Raw genomic sequence first — 1,181 nt, 5'->3', positions numbered from 1 at the left:
CAGACCGTTCTTTGATTTTTTGATTTGATTATAACTTTGGAAAAACCAGGGTTATGAATAAGGGCAAATTTGTGTTTTCACAGGTTCTGGCATGTGTCAACCGATATGAGTTTCAAAAATGTGTAAATCGATACAAAGGGGATTACCGCTCAAGAGAGTTAAATTGCTGGAATCAGTTTGCACAGCTTTTCTTTGGTCAGTTGACTGCAAGAAACGGGCTTCGTGACATATGCCTTTGTTTAAATGCCCATAAAAGCCAATTGTATCATTTGGGAATAAAGCAGAGCGTCAACCAATCGACACTCTCCCGTGCCAATGAGAATCGTGATTGGCGTATATATGCTGACTTTGGAGCCTATCTGATAAACCTTGTAAAACCCTTATATACAGATAATCATGAGTCCCTTTCTGGTATTGATAAAGACGTTTTTGTTTTGGACTCAACGACAATTTCTGTAAGTATCATCCTGATGAATTGGGCGCACGGAAAATATTCCCGTGGTGCTGTAAAAATGCACACATTATTAGACTTGCGTGGTAGCATACCAACTTTTATTCACATAACTGATGGCAAATATCATGATGTAAATGTAATGGATGAAATAGAAGTTGTATCAGGTGCTGTTTATGTAATGGATAAAGCATATACCGATTTTCAGCGCCTATATAAGTTGAATCAATCCAATGCCTTTTTTGTCGTCCGAGCCAAGAGCAACCTAAAGTTTAAAGCTGTTGTGTCCAGAAAGGTTGATAAAAGTACCGGACTAAGGTGTGACCAATCTATAAAACTATTAGTGGCTAAGAGTTACAAATTTTACCCTGAAAAAATCAGACGTATCAAATACTATGATAAAGATAAAGACATTATACTAATCTTTCTAACCAACGAATTTGAAATGGATGCAATAGACATCGCAACCCTCTATAAAAGTAGATGGCAGATCGAAATATTTTTTAAATGGATAAAACAAAACCTGCAAGTTAAAACCCTTTGGGGGCATTCTCAGAATGCCGTCAAGACTCAATTATGGATTGCAATAAGCACATACTTAATCGTAGCTTATTTAAAACATCAAATGAAAAGCCAGTACACAATCTATGAAATGACACAAATTTTAGGAATATCCGCTTTCTCAAAAACACCTATAAATGAACTGTTTACCAATGAAATAATCAAAGAA

1 protein-coding gene is annotated in these 1,181 nt (G+C 35.9%); it reads left to right on the top strand.

Annotation, left to right across the window (positions count from 1 at the left end; genetic code table 11):
- Positions 1-53: 53 nt before the first annotated feature.
- Positions 54-1,181: IS4 family transposase (locus tag ACLI1A_RS19525; RefSeq protein ID WP_411410375.1), on the top strand; the 1,128-nt coding region annotated here is incomplete at its 3' end.

The organism is Flavobacterium sp. RHBU_3 (genome assembly GCF_046613565.1).
GTDB lineage: Bacteria > Bacteroidota > Bacteroidia > Flavobacteriales > Flavobacteriaceae > Flavobacterium.
This window is presented reverse-complemented; position numbering and strand designations above follow the sequence as displayed.